The following is a 19,123-nucleotide window of genomic DNA, read 5'->3' on the forward strand; positions in this document are numbered from 1 at the left end:
TGGTGATTGCCAGCTCTCTTATTGATCGGGGTCGATACGCAGTAACCTGCCTTGAGGGCCATCGGTGATCACATAGAGGGTACCATCTGCCCCGATTTCAGAGTCGCGGACTCTCTCGCCAATCACGATGCGTTGTTCACCGGTAAGCGCATCGCCCTCGGGGTCAATGACTCTTAAGTCTTGAGTGACTAATCCTGCTGAAAGCAGGTGTCCACGCCATTGAGGGAAGGCTTTGCCTGTATATACGGTGAGGCCGCCAGGGGCATGGGTATCTATCCAGGCAAGAATAGGGGATACAAATTCCGGATCGGCAATTTTGAAGGAGATATTTGAGCCATCGCGGTAGTCCCTGCCAAAAGTGACCCGTGGCCAGCCGAAGTTGGCTCCTTTTTCAAGTCGATTCAGTTCATCGCCCGCGGCGGGGCCATGTTCATTCGACCATACCACTTTAGTCTCTGGATCAATGGCGAGCCCTTGGGGGTTACGATGGCCAAAGCTCCAGATTTCCGGTTGGGCGCCTTTCATATCAATAAAGGGGTTGTCGTCAGGTACTGAGCCGTCAGGCTTGATACGAATTACAGAGCCAAAATGCGTATGTAGGTTTTGCCCCTGTTCGCGTGCAAATATATCCAGGTATGCCTGCGGGGGATTTCCTCCATCGCCGATGGTCGCCAACAGAGTACCATCGGGTAGGAATGCAAATCGTGAACCGAAATGCCGGTCATTTGTTTTCCCCTGGGCGGCTTTAAATATTTCCTCAAAGTCTTGTAGAGTGTCGTTCTGCCACTTGCCTCGGCCGATGGCAAGACGGTTGTCTTGCGTATTGCCGATTGAGTAACTGAAAAAGAGCAAATTATCCTTTGCAAAGTTGGGACTGGCTGCCACATCCAGGAGGCCGCCTTGGCCCTCAAAGTAAACCTGAACGGGAAAGTCTACGGGATCTGAGAGGTTGCCATCTTTTATGGTGCGTATTTTTCCATTACGCTGAGTGATCAATAAAGCGCCATCCGGCAGCAGTGCAATACCCCAGGGATATTCGATAGGGCCAGCTACCTGGCTCAGCTTTACATTATCAATGACAGGAATCGCACCGCGGGATATGCGTGTATCAGCAAAACAGTTACTTGCGATAATTGCGTAAATAAGTACAACTGTTGTCGCGATTGAGATCCTTCTCACTTTGCCTCCTGAAAAATGTTTCTGGAAGTGGGGTAGTCGGTGGGCGGAAACTCTTGAAGTATATCAGCGGTGAGGCTTCCAATAGATGCGGCAGGGTTGTATGAGTAGCGCCCTCAGTATTACGCTTAAATGTATATACGTCGGTTTAGACTTCCACTGATTGAAATAGCTTGAGGAGGCGGGATAAATGGCCCGCTGGATGATTGTTGCAGGGTTTATCTTGGTGGTCCTTGGTGTGCTGTTGCATTTTGCGCCCGGGCTGTTTAACTGGTTTGGGCGTCTGCCAGGAGATATCCGCGTTGAGTCCGGACGTACACGATTTTACTTTCCCATCGTGTCCATGATTATTATCAGTTTGGTGTTAAGTTTGCTGGTGAATCTCTTTAGACGTTAGTTTTCAAATTTAGCTTGGTAATTGATAAGACAGAACGTAGATAGTGAAATGTAAGAGGAAAGTCCCCACCAAATGAGTAATTGGTGGGGAGGGTGGCTTTAGTGCATATAGCGGAAGCGCATCAGCTTGTAGGGCGGTTTTGCGTTACCAAGACCTGAACTGAAGGCCGGGTGCTGGTGCAGTTGATCCTGAGTGATATAAACCCAGCCGTTGCTTACTGCCAAGCTGTCGGGCCATGAAAGCTGCTTGTCTTGCACCAGAATTTTATAATCGCCTTTTGTGGTTAAACCTATCGCATTATTTTGCAGGTCAGTAACGAGAACCCCATTCCCCGGTGCCATCACAATGCCATCGCTTGGATTCTTTGGTCCAAATTCTTCAATGTTAGAGGCAAGCTTCTTATTGGAAATTCTATGGTCAGCCAGTAGTGCTGCAGGTAAGCGGTATAGGGTATTACCACTTAAGGTGCCGAAATATAACCACTCACCCTGATCATCCAATGCTATGGGGTTCAGGCCAAAGCGTAAGCTTTTACTGGAATTTTCTTTGGTTTTTGCTGATAACAGTAGGCCATCAATCACGACATCCTGGTTGGGGGGCATAAAAGCATCGGCGCTCTCCAGTACCCGTCGTGACTGCCCTGTCTTAAGGTCAACTACAATGATCGCCGGTTTAGTAGCGCCGTTGAAGTTACCAAAAGACATATCAGCGATATAAATTTTCTGACGCTTCTCATCCAGGGCAAAATCTTGTGGGAAAGAGTTGGTGAGTAGTGAAGATCTAGAAATTTCCAGTTGCCTGTGCAATTTATTATTTACGCTATCCCAGGCAACTAATTGAGTGGGGGAATTCTCACTACCCATATCCAAAATCCAGACAATCCCTTTACTGTCGGAGTGTATGCCAATAACTGAAGTAAAACCGACCTTACCGGTTTCTGGCCCATCGGCCCAATCGCGGTTGGGGAATGGCTGTTTGGTTCCGTTGGCCATTACTTCCATCACTTTCAATTTTGGTGCATCCAAAGGGTGCATGCTTACCAGAATTCGACCACTGGGAGTGACTGTAACGCCCGCCGCACGGGAGTCCGTAAACTCTGTAACCGTCTGCAGGGCCCCTGACTCAACTGCATAGCTCGAGTAGGATGCAACGCTGCCAATTCCGAGTAGGGCAAATGCAGCAATTAAACTGTTCAGAGATTTCATATTTAACTTTCCAAGTTTGAATTTCGAGAGGTTTTATTGGGTTTTTGATCGTGTGCGGAGCTCGTCCTCTAAAGCGCTCAATTTGCTATTGCCAATGTAAAGCTGTGAGAGGTCTGCCATGGCAGCATCACCAATTCTCTGTTTGGCATCTTTGCGGACGATAAGGGTCGCTTCATCTTGAGTGCCCAATAGCCCTTTGGGTTCTTTGAGGGCACGGATGGTGTAGCGGTTATGTAGAAACTGTGGATGCCATAGAGGAATGACAGTCCACCGGTTCTCTGCAACTGCCTGCTCAAACCGGTCGAAGCAGTCTTCCTCAGATCCAGGGCGAAATTCGTAACCGGCTTTGTCGAGCCCATATGCCTGGATCATCTTTGCGGAAAAACGGCTGATGCCGGCTCCAGGATTGATACCTTGTATCAATCGCTCCATACGGTTCAGTGCCGGTTCATGCAAAAGATCTTCGATAGTGGAAACCGCTTCTTCAGGCACATACTCAGGAACTCCCCAAATACAGTAGGGCTCATAAAGCACAGACACTTTTTCTACCTGATCAAGGAAGGGGTTTAAGTAGATCTCGTGGCTGGACGGCAGCCATGCCGAAGCCAGTAGATCGATTTCCCCTTTATTTAACATGTCGAAAGCGGCCTCGTGAGAGGCAGACTTGAAGCTCACCTCGTGGCCATAAGATTGAAGAATTTTGGCGACTTCCAGAGCGCTGGCCTCATGGAATGACAATGCGATGTGACCAATACGAATGCTTTTATCCATATCTCATCTCCCTGCAATATGCGTTGCTGACCGGATAGTAGTAACTGCTGATAGGAGTATTGTGGTCTCCTATATTTGCCGGATAAACTGTCATTTATCGAAATGAATATCCGGTTTAGACGTACAATGCTTCTTGCTAACCTTTCGCTGTTTCTTCAGATTGTCGAGAAAGGCAGTCTTGTATCCGCTGCACGTGACTCGGGCCTCTCCTCCAGTACAGTATCTGAGCGTCTTGCGGCCCTAGAAGCTCATTTTGGTGTCGTCTTGTTAAACCGAACCACGCGGGCGATCAGTCTCACCGACGAGGGGCGAACTCTGGTTGAGGGAGCCAAGTTGGTTCTTGGCGAAGTTGAGGACCTGGAGTCCCGTATCCGCTTGGGGGCGCAAACCCTTTCGGGAACGATACGGATTAGCGCACCCTGTGACCTTGGGAGGGCAATTGTTGCGCCCGAAATAGACCGTTTCTTACAGGACCATCCGGCGGTTTCGATAGAATTGCTGCTGTCCGACGGCTATGTAGATACCGTTGGTCAGGGTATAGATGTCGCGCTGAGGTTTGGATCCATCACTGACAGTTCACTGCGGGTCAGAACCTTAGGCAGTAAGCAGCGTATTGTTTGTGCCTCTCCGGCCTACCTGGAAAAGTATGGCTCTCCGAAAAAGCCTGAAGATTTAACAAGCCATAACTGCTTAGTAATGCGCTTTGGGGAGAATCTGGACAATAGCTGGCGCTTCAGAGAAGAGGTTAAAGGACAGAAAAGTGAAGTTTCAAGAGCGGTCACGGTGCGGGGAGACCGGATTACCAATGACGGTGAGCTAGCTCGACAGTGGTGCTTGAATGGACTTGGTATCATTTTGAAATCTGAGCTGGATGTCGGCTCGGATATCCGAGCTGGGAGGTTGGTTAGGTTGTTAAGCGAGTACACACCCTCCGCAATACCGCTGCAAATGCTCTTTCCACCGAGTCGCGCTCAGCCCAGACGTGTGGGTGAATTTGCAGATAGGTTGGCGCAGTGCTTTAAATCAATTGAAGTCGCTAATACTTAGTTCCTGAACGGATCTTATGGGAGTGCCGGAGTATTGAATATTTAGAAAATTTCAAAAACTTATATTTTTAGAAAACAGTTAACAGCTAAAAATATTTTTTTAATCTAAATTAAAAAAGGCCGCATGGGGGCGGCCGCAAGGGACTTATAGGAGCGTAGGAGAAAGACTTCTCCAGTAATCAAAAAAAGGTCATCCGTGACCCAGTTGATTACAGCCCCCGAAATTGCGCAAAGCGCAGAGTGACTTGTATTTCAGGGGCTTTGCTGGCCGTGACCAGCAACGGCGCTTCCTTGCGCCGCATCAATCCGGCTATCCACTAATTAGCCGGATTAATAACTTAGAAATCGTACTTAACGGATGCAGAAAAAGTGCGGCCCGGAGCAGAGTTTACGTAGATATCACTGCCTTCCTCCCAGCCAGCTACATTCAAGTAGGGCACATACTCTTTGTCGAGTAGATTGTTGACGGCCAGGTTGAGAGACATCTGCTCCATCAACTGATAACCCAACGTCCAGTCTACAGAACCATAGCCTGGAGCTTCTGTTTCTCCTTCATTTACCCGATCCATACGGTCCGCCCAGCGTACCAGTACCTGGCTGGAAAGTTGTGCGCCTGTGTAGCTGGCACCAATGACACCGGAAAGCGGGCTGATACTGGTGAGGTATTCGCCGGTGGTGTCGTTTTCACCGCGTTGATAGCTGGCATTCGCAAATAGCTCGAACGCTGGAGAAAGGTACCAATTCGCACTTAGCTCAACCCCTTTAATCGTCACTGAGTCGATGTTTTGGTACTGGTATTGCTCAAATACGTGAGAGAAGCTGCCATCATCGTTGAAGAAAGTTTCGCTGTTTATAAGTGCAGTTTCGAGGAAGTCATCGTACTCGGTGTAGAAAGCGGCAGTGCTAAAGGCAATCGGACCCAGATGTCCACGCAGACCAAGCTCGAAAGAGTCGCTGGTTTCTGGAGACAGGTCGTCAGCTGGCAGCACCTCGTAAGCATAGGTAGAGGTTGGTTGCAGGTAGTGCTCGATATAGGCCAAATCGTAGGCCGGCACTTTGAAACCCTGGCCGTACTGGGCGAAGACAGACAAGCGAGCGTTGAGTTTGTACAGGGCTCCCAGGTTGAAGGAGGTATTGCTTTCTTCAATTGTGGCAAAAGGAGTCCCGTCAGTTTTCTCAGCGCCGTTGGGGTCCATCTCGTACCAGTCGTAGCGTATCCCGGGGGTTACAACCAGCTGGCCATTGGCAAAAGTCATTTCGTCGTTCAGGAATAAGCCCGCGCGGGAAACTTCGTTTTCCGGGAATTTGTCAGTAGTCACGTCCATGGTGGAGCTGTCTTCCACTTCGCGGTACTGGTGTACGGTGCGGCGGCTTTCGGTTTTTTCCAGGTCGAGGCCATATCCCAGGGTGTGGGTTTCGCTCAGGGTCTTGCTGGCATTGGAAAGGAAGCCAATGGTGTCTTGACGGTAAAGGCTGGTCTCCCACATATCACGGATTTCGAAAACACCGAACATAGGAGCATTGATGTCCAGCTGACCATATTGTTCGTCTTCCTGTTCGGATTTGTTTTGGTACAGGCTGATATTCAGTTGGTCATAGACTGCGCTTGGGGTTTCGCTGTGGTAACGCAGTTGGTAAGCGCGGACCTTTTTATCAGAAACCGATTCTTCCTTGACGATGTTGTAGCCGTAATCAGCTAGTCCGCGGAAATAGTGGAGCAGGCCATCGGCGCTGTCGCCGGTACTTTCCTGGTTCCAGTGATCGATGCTGAAGCTGATAAAGTCCTCACCACCAAGGCTGTACTTGGCCTTGTATAGCAAGCTCTTCGACTCAATTTCGAAGGGGTCCTGGCTCTCATTGAAATTTTGCTGCTCTTCTCCTTCGCGGAAGGTGGTATGCAGCAGTTGCTCAAAATTGCCGGTGCGCAAGGCAAGAGCAGGTGATATGTGTGATTGATTGGTAATACCTGTGTACCCGGTTTTGATCGCGCCGCCGAATTGCTCACCATCCTCCAGATAGTCGCTGGCATCTTTGGTAGTGAAGACCACGATGCCGGCGAGCGCATCAGAGCCATACAGGGAAGAGGCAGCACCCTTGGCGACTTCTACCTGCTTGAGAGTATCTATTTCGATAAAGCCGCGGCCGATGATGTCATTCTGGCCATCGGCCCCATAGCCTTCGTTAACCCGCATACCGTCTTTGATAATCAGTACCCGGTCGCCACCCATGCCGCGTACCAGAATGTTTTGTGCACTGCCAGCAGCGCCGGTTACTTCAACTCCGGGCTCGTATTGGAACAGCTGATTCATATCGTTCAACTGAAGCTGTTCAATTTCATCGGTAGTGACAACAGAAACACTTCCTGCGACATCTTTTAGCGGCTTTTCCGCGCGGCCGCTGACCACGATCAGCTCCAGTTCGCTGCTGGCTGCCGAACCTGAAGTTTCGGCATGCAGGTTAGCGGCGGATGCCAGGCCAAGTAGGGCCGCTGCAATTGGGCGAAGTTTCATGGTGTTGTCCTTGAGGTAATTTCTGTACTTCTGCTCTGGTTGGTCGGCTGTGAAGGTGTGGGTACTCACCAATGGAGCCAATTGGGGGAGGATTATAGGGATGATTTTTATAATGTAAAGCCAAATGCGAATCACTATCAATTAGATTAAATTTGACGTTGACAGGTAGTTCCGCTAGTTTCCGCGGCCATTGATACAGAGCGAAAGTGCTGGGCTGAGGAGGCTTGCAATGAATATTTCGATAATTGAGAACCTGATGGCCGATGTGGCTGATTTATTTATGGCCCCGGTATTGCTGGCGATTCTGGTCCTTTTTATCTACTCGCTTTACGCAACGGGACGCTTCATCTCTCTATGGATGCTGCGCCGGCGCAATGCTGTCGCTTACAGTTTGGCTCTGAAGCAAGGTCGGAAAGAGGGCCTTCCAGGCTACCAGGTGCACAATTATTACGTGCGACATCCTTTGGCATGTGATGACGAGCTGGAAGTTTTTGCACTTAAAAAATTGGAAATGCTACGCATGGTCACTCGTATCGCGCCCATGCTGGGCTTGATTGCCACCATGATCCCTATGGGGCCGGCGCTGCGTGCCTTGGCCGATGGCAATATCCAGGGTATCAGTGAAAACCTGATTATCGCTTTTGCTGCTGTGATCTGGGGTCTCGCGATTTCCACTCTGACCTTCTGGCCGGCCTCGGTAAAGAAGCGTTGGTTTGCCGCTGAGCTGATTAACATTCGCAAATTGAAGGAGGCCGCCTGATGCGCTTCCTGGATGAAGATGAAGAACTTAACCCGATTCTGAGTGCGGTTAACTTGATTGATGTCTTTCTGGTGATTATTGCCGCACTGCTCATCGCTATTGCACAAAACCCGTTAAACGTTTTTTCCAACGAAAAGGTCACGGTGATCAAGAATGCCGGTGAGCCCAATATGGAAGTCATTGTAAAAGATGGGGAAGAAATCAAGCAGTACAAATCCACCGGCGAAATTGGATCGGGAGAGGGCACTCGCGCGGGTGTTGCTTACCAGATGGCAGACGGCAGCCTGGTTTATGTGCCGGAAGGAAAAGAAGAGTCCGCAAAAGACAAGGCTGTAGGGGGTAAATAGTCATGTTGAAGAAGGTGTGCATGCAATTGGTATGCTTCATCGTAATAGCCTTCACTGCGATGATGGTGCAGGCCAGCGATAAGCCCAAAGTTTTGTTGATGATGTCCAGTCATACAGCGAAAGCCAAAGGGGAGCTGTTATCTGATTTGGCTGCAGATCAGCCGTTTACCCTGGAGATTTTTAATAGCAAAGGTAAGAGCGAAGAGCAAATAGCGCAGGCTTGGGGTTCCTCCAATTTGGTGATGCTGGATGGTATCAATCCGGCACTCTCCCAATTTATGTTTGGAAAATACCAACCTCTGCTAACCCAGTACCCCAAAGTGCCAGTGGTTTCCCTGGGGGATGCCGATAACGCCTCCATGAACCAGGGGCTGACCTCTGAACAGCACCAATCCATCGCTGCGTATTTCAATAATGCTGGGCGTCAGAACTACCGGCATTTGATGCAGTTCCTCTCCGCGGGAGTCTTTGGCCTTACCGAGCTGCCTGTAGCCGATCCTATTATTGTGCCCAAGGTGGGTTTTTATCATCCGCGCCTGCCAAACCTGGTGACTGACAGCGAAGGGGATTTCTTTAAGTGGCTGCAGGTATCAGGAGAGCAGCCGGTTATAGGCCTGGCTATCCATCGCTCAGTAGTGGATTACGAGCAGCAGCAGGTTGTAGATGCAATTTTGGCTGGCCTGGAAGAAAAAGGTGCTAAGGCTTTTGCCTTTTTCTTTGAAGGTGAGGACCTGCCGCTTTCCTACCCTGATTTATTACAGGACGAAGCAGGGCAAACACGTATTGATCTGATGATCAATTACCGCTCTCTCCATTATGTGAGTAAACGTCGCGCAGAGTTCGAAAAGCTGGGCGTTCCAGTTATTCACGCTCTGAACTATACCGAGGGTAGTGAAACGGATTACCTTGCTGATAATAGTGGGGTTTCCCCTTCATTAACCCCATTCTTCCTGGTAATGCCTGAAGATACCGGCAGTATCGACCCGGTAATTGTTGCGGCAAGCGAAGATGGCAATAAGGTTGTGATGGCAGATCAGCTCAATGCGCTGGTGGAACGCGCGTGGAGCCATGCTTCTCTTGGCTATAAAAAAAATAGCCAGAAAAAGGTGGCTACCTTTATCTGGAACTACCCTCCCGGTGAGAAGAATATTGGCGCGGCCTTCCTCGATGTACCTTCCTCCATCGAGTCTATCGCCAAATCTATGGCGGAGCGTGGCTATCAAATAGAGCAGCAGGACTCCAAGATCCTGATCGACTGGGCCGGCCAATTGCTACGCCCCTATTATCGTCGTGAAGACAGCACTGCGCTGATTGATAAAGGTTTGGCTGACTGGATGCCACTTTCCACCTACGTCGATTGGTTTGATAGCTTGCCGGCCTCTGTGCGTGACCCCATTGTGGAGCGATGGGGTAAGCCGGAAGATAATGCCATGTTGGCAGACCATAATGGTGAGCGGGCGTTTGTGATCCCACGTATGACATTGGGTAACCTGATTGTCCTGCCGCAGGGGGTGCGCGCGGATAATGCAAAAGACCATGCATCCCTATATCACGATATGAAAACCCCGGTAAACCATGCCTACCTGGCGGTTTATCTCTACGCGCGTAAAACTTTCGGGGCCGATGCCTATATTCACTTAGGGACACATGGTTCCCAGGAATGGTTAACCGGTAAGGAGCGCGGGCTCTCTGTGTTCGACGCCCCAAATTTGGCTCTGGGAAATATCCCGGTATTTTATCCCTACATTATTGATAATGTAGGCGAGGCTATGCAGGCCAAGCGTCGCGGACGTGCGACTATGATCAGCCACCTGACACCGGGCTTCGCTAAAGCGGGTCTTTATGCCGAAGTGGCCGAACTCTCTGAGTTGATTGGTAATTACCTGATTCTGGAAGAAGGGCAAACCCGGCAGAATACCCAGGAGCGCATTATCGCCCTGGCGGACAAGCTGAATATGCTCAAGGATCTGGAAATCAGCGCTGAAACCCTGCGGGCTGATTTCGGTGGCCAGCTCAGTCGTCTTCAGGACCACTTGGCCCAACTGGCTGAAATGAGCCAGCCACTGGGTATCCATCGTTTTGGTCAGCTGCCCAAGTCAGAGCATCTCACCAGCACCATGCTGCAAATGCTGGGTGAAAACTTTATCTCCGCCGCCGGCCAATATGAGAGCGACCAGGGCCTGAGTTTGCCGCAGGATCAGGTGCTGGATGAACGCAATGTAGTCGCCTTGGAAGCACAGCCGGGTTATCAGCTGTTAAATGCCTACCTGGCTGGCCGCAAGTTGCCAGAACTTTCTGAAGAACTGCAAAATTACCTGCAGCAGGGCCGGGAGTATGCCGATAACTTTGCCGGTATTGCTGAGCTACAAAACCTGATGCTGGCGCTCGACGGTGAGTACATTCCGGTGAGCTATGGGGGTGACCCTATTCGCAACCCGCAGGCAGTGCCTACCGGTCGCAACCTGATTGGATTCAACCCTGCCAAAGTGCCGTCCAGGGAGGCTTATGAGGCCGGCGTTCAACTGATGGAACAAACCATTGCCGACTATCGGGAAAGACACGGCCGTTTCCCGGATAAGCTGGCATTCTCCCTTTGGTCCCTGGAGACGATGCGCCACCAAGGTGCGTTGGAAGCGCAAATACTGCATGCGCTGGGTCTCAAGCCCAAATGGAATCAGCAGGGCAATGTTACTGGAACTGAGGTGATTCCCTATTCAGAGTTAAAGCGCCCTCGTATCGATGTGGTGATCTCTGCTACGGGCCTTTACCGCGATGCTTTCCCTAATGTGATGCTGTGGCTGGCGGAAGCCATCGATAAAGTGGCGCAGATGAAGGAGGAGAACAACTTTGTTTATCGCCACAGTCAGGCCTTACTGCAACAGCTAAAGGAAGAGGGCAGCTCCGAGGAGGATGCCCGCTATCTTTCCTCCGTGCGTATTTTCTCCAATGAAAGTGGCAATTACGGTACCGGCCTGAATGGTGCCAGCCTGGCTTCCGACAGCTGGGAGACAGACGACAAGCTGGCCGATCTGTATATGCGCCGCATGGGGTTTGCCTATGGCAAGGATGAGTCCCGTTGGAGCGAGGACCAGCGTAATGTTGCACTTTATGGCAAGGTGCTTTCCGGTACTGATGGGGTCATTTTCTCACGTTCCACCAACCTCTACGCGATGATGACCAATGACGATCCTTTCCAGTACTTTGGTGGTATGGGGCTAGCGGTGCGCAATCTCGACGGTAAGACGCCAGAGATGTACGTATCCAATCTGCGCCGTAAGGACAACATTAAAACCCAGACCCTGGGAGAGTTTGTCAATCAGGAAATGCGCAGCCGTTACTTCCATCCCCGCTGGATTGAGGCGATGCAGGAATCCGGCTATGCCGGCGCAACGGCAATTCTGGATCGTGTGAACAACATGTGGGGCTGGGAGGTGATGACCCCGGAAACCATTCGCGACGACCAATGGCAGGAGATGTTTGAAGTCTACGTGGATGATAAATACCAAATGGATATGCGTGAGTTCTTTGAGGAGCACAATGCGGAAGCCTTGGCGCAAATGCTGGAGCGCATGCTGGAAGCCGTGCGAAAGGGTTACTGGCCTGCCGATGCAGAAACGCTAAGGAAAATGGTTGAGACTTACACCGAACTCGCCAACCAGCACGACGTAGCAACAGACAATGAAAAATTTACTGATTTTGTGAATCAGCAGGCCCTTGGATTTGGTCTTGCCCCGCTTGTAAGTGGCCAGACGGTAGATAATGTCGCTAACAGCGCTCCCGCGTCTCAGCAAGTTAGTGGGCAGAAACTAGAAGAAGTAAAAGAGCCCGCAGCTCAGGACAAGCCCCAGGACTTCTTGTGGTTATTACTGTTGGCAATTGTTATCACCGGATTTATTAGTGTATTTTTTGAGCGCTTTTTTGAGGAGGGAGGGCAGCGAGTGACCCATGCCTAGGCATTGGGCATTACCCTTGGCAATAAAAGCCAATCCTAAAGTCACTTTTTGATCAGTTAAGGCCAGCAATTCTTACCAGTGTTGCTGGCTTTTTTCTTTTTCGGTAAAAAAATTTTTGAGCCAATGTTGTTGTCATTTTTCAGGAATCTGTCGATATTTTTTCCTATCCAGCAGGTAAAGTCAGAGAATGCTCACAGGCTACCCATACGTGGATGACATTTTTGTGAAATATTTCTGAAAAATTAATTGCGTGGAAATTAGCATTAAGCGTCTCAGCATAGTGGTCCATGTTAAGAAAGGTTAAGTCTCGATTTTGGTGTAGCTCATTAAGTAATCAGCACTATTGGGATTTTCTCTGAACTAACATAAATATTTTGCAGTGAGAAGCTAATGAGAAAAATAATTCCACTGATTGCTCTCCTTTGTGCGGGAGGGTATTTCTTCTGGGCAAAGAGTCAAACAGATAGCCCACAACCAATTACTGAAAAACCAGTCTCACCTCCCTCCAAGAAAATTGTTCCAGCTGAAACTAAATCTACTGAAGAAGTGGTAGAAATGCCTTCCGCCAATGAGCAAGAGGTGAACCCTGATAGTGCCTTGATGTGGGCAGAATCGGATGTCGCAAGGCAGTTTTTACGTGAATCAGGACGCTTGCCGATCGATTTAAATGGAGAGACATATCTTGAGGTCGATGTAGAAGCTCTAAAGAAGTTATCTATTGGAGACTATGTCGATATAGAAATGCCTGGAGTGGAGGGAAGCTACGATGCCCAGGTGGATAAAGTCCAGGAGCATGCCAGTGGTAATAAAAGTGTGCAAATGAACTTGCCCGGTTATGGCAGCGTGTATTTTGTAAATTTCACAATTGGCAAAAACTCGGTATATGGCAATTTAACATTGCCTTCAGGCTCATACTCCCTAGAGGCGCAGGGAAATTATGCCTGGGTGGCTTCGAAAAAAGATTTAACCAGGAGTCACTTGGAGGAAGAGGTAAAATTAAAGTAAGAATTTATCTAATGTTGGGGCAGGAGTTTTCTGACCTGGCTAGCAGCAAAGGGAGTGCTGCTTGAGGTACCTGTTACTGCCAGAAGCGATTGCTTTTACAGGTGGAGAAGAGAGCAGGAAGTAATCTGTTTTCCAGTTAGGGCAAGTAAATTTTGTGATCTGGTCAGTGCGGCTAAAAATGTAACCGGTTTCATTGGTCGGATTGCAAAGATTGGGGTAAATAATTTAATAATAAAAGGAACTGCTATGAAGCTAAGAAATAGTTTGGCGGCCGCAATAACGGCTCTCACCATCTCTGGGGCGGCAAGTGCGGAGACGATAAAAATTGCGGTTTGGTATACCGATCCTGCGGCTCAGCATACCGGGGATATTTCCGTAATGGTCGATAATCTGATCAGTACCTCTAACCGTATTTACGAAAATAATGGTCTGGATATTCAGCTGGAATTGGTAGACTCTAGAGAGTATTCCAAGGACGATCTCCTCATTAATAGAGCCAACCTCGATGAATTTTCTGGTTTAGCTGAGTACTTTGCCCAGGATAGTACGCCGACCTACGATGAGATTACGCAAGTTGCTCCCGGCCCAGTTGGGGTGCAGCGCCAACTTTTTGAAGCCGATATGGTTGCTCTGCTAGGTAAGGGAGAAGAAGTTTGGGAAAATGGGCGTTTTCAAGGTACCCGCTGTGGAGTAGCCTGGAGCGGAATAGGTAGCGACGGTGTTATGCACCCTAGTGCCAAACGCTTGGCCTATAGTTTGACCGCAGTTGATTGTGGGGGTACTGACCTTACATTTATTCATGAGTTGGGCCACAACATGGGGCTGACTCATTCTCGCCAGCAAGGTGATACCAGTGGTGGTGTTTACTACTGGGGGCTTGGCTACGGTGTAAATAACAGCTTCTCCACTATTATGGCGTATCCATCAGCATTCGGAAGAGGAGCTGTAAGGCTGGATACATTTTCTGATCCAGACAAAATCTGCAGCGGGTTTCCGTGTGGCCAGAGGGATCGGGCTGATGCTCACAGAGCATTGGGGCCAATTATTGATGATGTAGCTGGCTATTATTAATCTACTTTTACTCTCTTGATCTACTAAGAAGTTATTGACCGTTGACTCCATTGTTTTGGGGAGGGCATTGCCCTCCCTTTTTTTGTTCTCTTGCTTTTTGTCTGGCTTGTTTTACAAGTGTTTTTTTATCTTTTGGTGCAATTGATTGGCTTTCTTTTTTGGTTATAACTTTATAACCATTTAAAGTCGTTAAGTGGATGAACTTCTCAATATTTTTAAGGGCGATATTTGTTGGTTGCGATAAAGTTTGCAGTTTTTTTTAAGATTTTGTGGCCGGCTCCAATTTTGCTTATTTTTCTTATCTGTGAAGTGTTTTCAAAAAAATATTTTGAGGTCTTGATACCATTCTTCGTCTGAATCTGGTTGGGTGCGTTGAACGTTAGGTGCCGTGAACGTGGGTGGTGAATTGCCTGAGGCGGAATGAGTGGTCGCGGTGTTGTGGATCCAGCGCTAAGTGCCTGGTCTATAGTTTGACCTGAATTGATAGTGGGGCTACCTATCTTACGTTTATTTATGAGTTGGGCTACAACATGGGGCTGACTTATTCTTGTCATCCAAGTGATGCTATTGGTTATGTTTACAGCTGGAGGCTAAGCTGCAGTGTAAATAACAGCTTCTCCACCATCATGGTGTATCCACAATATACGGAAGCGCTGAACAACTGGATGCATTTTTAAACCCGGATGAAATCTGCAAAGGGTTACTGTGTGGCGAAAAAAAATCGAGCTGGTGCTCACAGAGTATTGAAGCCAATTATTGATGATGTAGACGGCCATTGTTGATCTAATTTTACTCTCTTGATTTGTTAAGAAAGTACTGACTGTTAATTCTGTTATTCCAAGGAGGGCTTTGCCCTCCTTTTTTTTGTTCTATTTTTCTGCCTGGTTTATTTTGCAAGTACCTTTTCTATCTTTTAATGTAATTAATTTGATCTTTTTTTGGTTATAAATATATAACCATTTAGGGTTGTTAAGTGGATGAACTTCTCAATATTTTTATGAGCCTATGTTTGTTGGTTGCGATGCGGTTTGCAGTTTTTTAAGCTTGGTTTTTATGATTTTATTTTGATCATTTTTATTTTTTTCTCATCTGTGAATTGTTTTCAAAAAAAAATTTGAGGTCTTGATACCATTCGTCGTCTGAATCTGGTCGGTAGGTTGAACAGCAAGAAGCAATATTTACTGGTTGATGTTGAGAGAAAAATTTTCTTCTGAAGCCCTGAGTTTTCGGGAGTATTATTTTAATAGATGAATTTTTGGGTGGTGAACTGTGAAGAAGTTGGCGTTTCCTGTTTTGGTTATTTTACTGGGTGCTGGCTATTACTTTTGGGCGAAAGGACAGTCTAAGCTAGAAAGTCAGGTTGCTAAAATTCCAGAACCAAAAATGGTTATTGATCGAGTACCTGCGAAAGTAGAGTCCCAAGAAGTGGTAGAGGAAGTTCCTGTCTCTTATGATGCTGAAGAGGAGGGCGAGAAAAAGTTGTGGGAGGAGTCTGAGCTGGCTAAAAAAGTCCTGCATGAAAATGGACGCCTACCTGTTGACCTGAATGGTGAGACTTACCTGGAACTTGATGTTGAAATGTTGAGAAGCCTAGAGGTTGGGGATTATATTGATCTATCTCTTCCTGGTATTGATGAAAGTTATGATGTTCAAGTGGGTGATATTGAACAGCATGCAAGTGGAAATAAAAGTGTTCAATTTGATTTTCCTGGTATGACCCGCCTTCATGGAGCTACATTCACATTGGGTAAAAATTCTGTTTATGCTCAGTTAAACACCCCTTCTGGCTCCTATACTTTAGAAGCTCAGGATGGTTTTGCGTGGATAGCTCCCAATGGCGCACTTATTCAAAACCATGTTGAAAAACATGATGATGATATGTCTTCAGAGGCTCCTCGGGAGAAAACTTGGGACGATAATGAAGTTCCACTGAATGATTTTGATTGAGGAATAAATTGATACGAGGTTTTTAACCCCGAATCAATGGTCAGGCAAAGGAGGGCCGAAGTAAATCCTGCAAATACCGGGAGTATTTCTCCACAGGCGGTTAAAAAATAATGGAAGATCTTTTAGTCGAGTCAGGGTATTAAAAGTGTATTGCTAACTCACTATCAGGCAGTTAACGGTTTTGCGCTGGCTGTCAATAATAGAGTGTGCACTGCTTATAATAAAAGGAGTCAATAATGAATATTAAAAAAAGCCTGGCATCAGCTATTGCAGCATTAACTATTTCTGCGGCCGCAAGTGCTGAAACTGTAGATATTGCCATTATGTATACAGATCCTGCAGCGGATTATACTGGTGATATTTCCACAAAGATCGACAACTACATCAGTTATGCGAACAATTCTTTTAAAAGGAATGGCATCGATATCCAGCTGAATCTGGTAGATAGCTGGAATGCCTCCAGCTCTGACTACCGAGTAAATGAGAGTACCTTGGACCTCATTACTTTCCACAGTACTGTGAACAACTGGCGTTCTTCTGAAAAAGCTGACATGGTCGTTTTTCTGACTAAAGCAGAGGAAGTTGTTGAAAACGGCAGCACCTACATTACCTGCGGTATTGCCTGGGTTGGTCAGGGTAATAGCGGTACCATGTACAATAGTGCTAAAGAGCGTGCCTACAGCGTGACTGGCGTTGACTGCGGCTATAACACCTTTGTTCATGAGCTTGGTCACAACATGGGACTGGTTCACTCTACCAAGCAGGGTGATACTTCTGGTGGTGTTTACTCTTATGGTATGGGGCACGGTGTAGATAATAAATTCTCCACTATTATGGCTTATCCTTGGAGATATGGTTCTAATGTAACCCAGTACGACTGGTTTTCTGACCCAGACTGGTATGAGTGTGGTGGATTGGCCTGTGGTGAGCGCTCTGGCAGTAGAGATATCTCCAATGCCTATCGAGCTCTTGGCCCGATCGTAGATGACATTGCCGGTTACTATTAATTGCCTGCTTCAATCTTCTTGATTGTTTGACTTAAATTTTCGCGAATAGATAAATTTAAGTTTACCTAGTCTCACAGGCTAAAAGAAAGTCCGGAGGAATTCTCCTGGCTTTCTTTTCTTGGAATTATATATTTACTTAGGATGGCAGTGCTTTTAGGGAGGTTTCCGAAAAAATCTATCGACCCCCTCCTGTGTATTCTTATTTTTTGAGTAAGTATAAAGTTTATCTTTAGAAGTGTGAGCTTTCTGAGTCAGATACTTGATTCTTATTTTCTGAAAAACTTTTATTTTTTGACGGTTAGTGATTGGGGTTAAAAGCTTAAGCCAGGTTACGTTGCTTGTGTTACTAAGTTTATGTTTTCTTTTGTGCTCTATTTCTGCTGCTTTCGTTATAACATTATAACCGGTGGTTAGTGTGATAGGGATAATTTCTCATTATTTTCATTTGCAGATTTTCAATGCTTGCGGATGCCTGTCTATTTTATTATGGTCAATGGAAATTCTTGTTAGAGCTTGGCGCCCGTATACTGTTGGTTAAGAATGCTTTAAATTTTTCAAGAGCCGAGCAAAAAATATTCTCCGTGGGTGAAAGTGGAAGACCGTTTTGTTAAGTGTTTTTGAATTGGTGTTTTAGGTTTTGCTATGTAACCGGTTACATTTATTGCGGTTAATTAACATGAGGGGGTTTTGCAATGTGAGAAGCCAGTTCGGGATTGGGAAATCATTTAACAAGTAGGTATTTTTGAGTTGGTGAATTGGTCTGGAGATATTTATCTCCGGTCGATAGTCAGGCAAAGGATGGTCTGTATAAATCCTGCAGATACCGGGAGTTTAGCTCTTCAGGCGATTATAAATATGGATGTTTTTTAATCGAGTTAGGGTGTTCAAAGCGTGCAGTTTTCCCTGCCGAGTAATCAAAATTTATCTTGAATTACTCAGGTTGGGGATGTGCACAACTAATAATAAAAGGAATCTATAATGAGCCTGAAAAAAAATCTTGCTGCGACAATTGCAGCGCTCACTATTTGCGGTGCCGCATCAGCAGAAACAGTTGATATCGCCATCATGTACACGACACCAGCTGCAGATCACACTGGTGATATTACAACTAAGATTGATAACTATATTAGTTATGCGAACAATTCTTTTAGTAGGAATGGTGTTGATATCCAGCTTCGCTTAGTAGATACGTGGCTGGCGTCACACGATGATCTCCGTGTAACTGAGGATAATTTGGATCTTATTACCTTCCACGGCTCCGTCAATGATTGGCGCTCCTCTGTGAGAGCCGACATGGTGGTTTTATTGGGTAAGGCCGATGAGTTTGTAGACCAGAATGGTGACAGGTATCGTACTTGTGGTATTGCATGGGTTGGTCAAGGCAGTAACGGCACAATGTACAGTAGTGCAAAGCAGCGTGCTTATAGTGTTACTGGTGTTGACTGTGGTTATAATACCTTCGTACATGAGCTCGGCCATAATATGGGGTTAAACCATTCCACCAAGCAAGGCAGCACTCCGGGAGTTTATTCTTATGGTTTAGGCTACGGTGTGGACAATAGTTTTGCAACTATCATGGCCTATCCACATGTATTTGGTACTACAACACAGTTTGATATTTTTTCTAATCCTGATTGGGCTGTGTGTAACAATTTACCGTGTGGTGAAAGAAGAAACGGCGTTGACATTTCTAATGCCCAGCGTGCTCTAGCTCCCATCGTAGACGATATTGCGGGTTACTATTAATCGTTTATCAATATCTATCTGATTGGTATACCTTAGCTGGTATCTATAAGATAGAAGATTAAACATACTTAGTCTCACAGGCTAAAAGGAAGCCAGGAGATCTTCTCCTGGTTTCCTGCTGTAAAAAAGAACAAAGTTATTTATAAATGAAATACTGATTGGGTAGCACGATACTATTTCTT

14 protein-coding genes are annotated in these 19,123 nt (G+C 47.0%); 10 read left to right on the top strand and 4 right to left on the bottom strand.

From position 1 onward, the window contains the following. Nucleotides 1-18 precede the first annotated feature (18 nt). Nucleotides 19-1,179 carry a PQQ-dependent sugar dehydrogenase gene (locus G367_RS24440; protein ID WP_020414944.1) on the bottom strand — a complete coding sequence of 387 codons (1,161 nt, stop codon included), beginning with the start codon at nt 1,177-1,179 and terminating at the stop codon, nt 19-21. Nucleotides 1,180-1,366: 187 nt separating this feature from the next. On the opposite strand from G367_RS24440, the gene G367_RS0120030 reads away from it, so the two are divergent. Then, nucleotides 1,367-1,573, top strand: a complete 207-nt coding sequence (locus tag G367_RS0120030; RefSeq protein WP_020414945.1) for a DUF2905 domain-containing protein — start codon at nt 1,367-1,369, stop codon at nt 1,571-1,573. Between the two features lie 98 nt (nt 1,574-1,671). On the opposite strand, the gene G367_RS0120035 is transcribed toward G367_RS0120030, so the two are convergent. Then, complete coding sequence (locus G367_RS0120035) at nt 1,672-2,778, bottom strand: L-dopachrome tautomerase-related protein (protein ID WP_020414946.1); 1,107 nt, start codon at nt 2,776-2,778, stop codon at nt 1,672-1,674. Between the two features lie 33 nt (nt 2,779-2,811). Continuing rightward, nucleotides 2,812-3,549, bottom strand: a complete 738-nt coding sequence (locus tag G367_RS0120040) for a glycine betaine ABC transporter substrate-binding protein (protein WP_020414947.1) — start codon at nt 3,547-3,549, stop codon at nt 2,812-2,814. A gap of 126 nt (nt 3,550-3,675) precedes the next feature. Between G367_RS0120040 and G367_RS0120045 the strand changes: the two genes are divergently transcribed. Next, nucleotides 3,676-4,596, top strand: coding sequence for a LysR family transcriptional regulator (locus G367_RS0120045; protein WP_026305279.1), 921 nt, complete (start codon nt 3,676-3,678; stop codon nt 4,594-4,596). Between the two features lie 337 nt (nt 4,597-4,933). Here the strand turns inward: G367_RS0120045 and G367_RS0120050 are convergent, their stop codons facing one another. Next, nucleotides 4,934-7,105: a TonB-dependent hemoglobin/transferrin/lactoferrin family receptor gene (locus tag G367_RS0120050; protein WP_157533690.1), complete on the bottom strand. Its 2,172-nt coding sequence runs from the start codon at nt 7,103-7,105 to the stop codon at nt 4,934-4,936. 229 nt (nt 7,106-7,334) lie between these two features. On the opposite strand from G367_RS0120050, the gene G367_RS0120055 reads away from it, so the two are divergent. The 8 genes from G367_RS0120055 (at nt 7,335) to G367_RS0120090 (ending at nt 18,941) form a co-directional block, all read left to right on the top strand. Continuing rightward, on the top strand, nt 7,335-7,865 hold the full coding sequence (locus G367_RS0120055) for a MotA/TolQ/ExbB proton channel family protein (RefSeq protein WP_020414950.1): 531 nt from the start codon (nt 7,335-7,337) through the stop codon (nt 7,863-7,865). Next, on the top strand, nt 7,865-8,212 hold the full coding sequence (locus tag G367_RS0120060) for a DUF2149 domain-containing protein (RefSeq protein WP_020414951.1): 348 nt from the start codon (nt 7,865-7,867) through the stop codon (nt 8,210-8,212). Before G367_RS0120055 ends, G367_RS0120060 begins: the two co-directional genes overlap by 1 nt. A 2-nt stretch (nt 8,213-8,214) precedes the next feature. Beyond that, nucleotides 8,215-12,165: a cobaltochelatase subunit CobN gene (gene cobN / locus G367_RS24445; protein WP_211214963.1), complete on the top strand. Its 3,951-nt coding sequence runs from the start codon at nt 8,215-8,217 to the stop codon at nt 12,163-12,165. 390 nt (nt 12,166-12,555) lie between these two features. Continuing rightward, on the top strand, nt 12,556-13,170 hold the full coding sequence (locus G367_RS0120070) for a protease inhibitor BamI-like protein (RefSeq protein ID WP_020414953.1): 615 nt from the start codon (nt 12,556-12,558) through the stop codon (nt 13,168-13,170). A 246-nt stretch (nt 13,171-13,416) separates the two neighbouring features. Next, the gene (locus tag G367_RS0120075; protein WP_026305280.1) at nt 13,417-14,241 is read left to right on the top strand and encodes a zinc-dependent metalloprotease family protein; all 825 of its coding nucleotides are present in this window, start codon (nt 13,417-13,419) and stop codon (nt 14,239-14,241) included. A gap of 1,269 nt (nt 14,242-15,510) precedes the next feature. Beyond that, a complete protein-coding gene (locus G367_RS25355) occupies nt 15,511-16,188 on the top strand; it encodes a protease inhibitor BamI-like protein (RefSeq protein ID WP_020414955.1) in 678 nt (225 codons plus the stop codon). 236 nt (nt 16,189-16,424) lie between these two features. Further along, nucleotides 16,425-17,195 (top strand): M12 family metallo-peptidase, encoded by a 771-nt coding sequence (locus G367_RS0120085; protein WP_020414956.1) that lies wholly within the window; start codon nt 16,425-16,427, stop codon nt 17,193-17,195. Between the two features lie 978 nt (nt 17,196-18,173). Beyond that, a complete protein-coding gene (locus G367_RS0120090) occupies nt 18,174-18,941 on the top strand; it encodes a reprolysin-like metallopeptidase (RefSeq protein WP_020414957.1) in 768 nt (255 codons plus the stop codon). The last annotated feature ends 182 nt before the right edge of the window (nt 18,942-19,123 follow it).

Origin of the sequence: Microbulbifer variabilis ATCC 700307 (genome assembly GCF_000380565.1) — a bacterium.
In the GTDB taxonomy this organism is placed as follows: Bacteria; Pseudomonadota; Gammaproteobacteria; order Pseudomonadales; family Cellvibrionaceae; genus Microbulbifer; species Microbulbifer variabilis.

Coding starts and splice junctions, on each gene's coding strand:
- G367_RS0120085 (WP_020414956.1), top strand. CDS start 16,425: ATGAATATTAAAAAAAGCCTGGCATCAGCTATTGCAGCATTAACTATT.
- cobN (WP_211214963.1), top strand. CDS start 8,215: ATGTTGAAGAAGGTGTGCATGCAATTGGTATGCTTCATCGTAATAGCC.
- G367_RS0120035 (WP_020414946.1), bottom strand. CDS start 2,778: ATGAAATCTCTGAACAGTTTAATTGCTGCATTTGCCCTACTCGGAATT.
- G367_RS0120060 (WP_020414951.1), top strand. CDS start 7,865: ATGCGCTTCCTGGATGAAGATGAAGAACTTAACCCGATTCTGAGTGCG.
- G367_RS0120040 (WP_020414947.1), bottom strand. CDS start 3,549: ATGGATAAAAGCATTCGTATTGGTCACATCGCATTGTCATTCCATGAG.
- G367_RS0120090 (WP_020414957.1), top strand. CDS start 18,174: ATGAGCCTGAAAAAAAATCTTGCTGCGACAATTGCAGCGCTCACTATT.
- G367_RS0120055 (WP_020414950.1), top strand. CDS start 7,335: ATGAATATTTCGATAATTGAGAACCTGATGGCCGATGTGGCTGATTTA.
- G367_RS0120070 (WP_020414953.1), top strand. CDS start 12,556: ATGAGAAAAATAATTCCACTGATTGCTCTCCTTTGTGCGGGAGGGTAT.
- G367_RS0120030 (WP_020414945.1), top strand. CDS start 1,367: ATGGCCCGCTGGATGATTGTTGCAGGGTTTATCTTGGTGGTCCTTGGT.
- G367_RS0120050 (WP_157533690.1), bottom strand. CDS start 7,105: ATGAAACTTCGCCCAATTGCAGCGGCCCTACTTGGCCTGGCATCCGCC.
- G367_RS0120045 (WP_026305279.1), top strand. CDS start 3,676: ATGCTTCTTGCTAACCTTTCGCTGTTTCTTCAGATTGTCGAGAAAGGC.
- G367_RS0120075 (WP_026305280.1), top strand. CDS start 13,417: ATGAAGCTAAGAAATAGTTTGGCGGCCGCAATAACGGCTCTCACCATC.